The 535-nt window shown below is 72.0% G+C and carries 1 protein-coding gene; it reads left to right on the plus strand.

Annotated elements, in window-relative coordinates:
* A partial coding sequence (locus ACFRAV_RS08370) for an FG-GAP repeat protein (RefSeq protein WP_382552696.1) occupies positions 1 to 452 on the plus strand: 452 nt, incomplete at its 5' end.
* Positions 453 to 535 lie beyond the last annotated feature (83 nt).

Raw genomic sequence — 535 nt, forward strand, 5'->3', positions numbered from 1 at the left:
GCCCCGGCACCAGCGAGACCAACGACCAGTTCGGCCACGAGCTGGACCTCGGTGACGTCAACGGCGACGGCTTCCTCGACCTCGCGATCGGCGTGGCCGGCGAGAACATCGACGCCGCCACCGACACCGGCACCGTGCTGGTGCTCTACGGGAACGCCTCCGGCATCACCGGCACCGGCTCCCAGTCCTTCCACCAGGACACCGCGGGCGTCCCCGGTTCCAACGAGAAGTACGACATGTTCGGCATGGACGTGAAGCTGGACGACGTCACCGGCGACGGCAAGGCCGACCTGGTCGTCGGCACCGGCGAGAACGACGGCAACGGCAACCTGGTCTACCTGCCCTCCAGCGGCAGCAAGATCACCGCGACCGGCTCCCGCGCGCTCTCCCCGAGCGCGCTCGGCGTCTCGACCGCGGGCTACCCGGTGGTCGGCGCCAACTTCGCCGACTGACGCCACGACGCCCCTCCGGGGGAATCGTTTCGCCCTGTACCGGCCCCGGCCGGGGCGCCGCACCCCGCCGCGCCCCCGCCCCA

This window comes from Streptomyces sp. NPDC056600, from assembly GCF_042792855.1.
GTDB lineage: Bacteria > Actinomycetota > Actinomycetes > Streptomycetales > Streptomycetaceae > Streptomyces.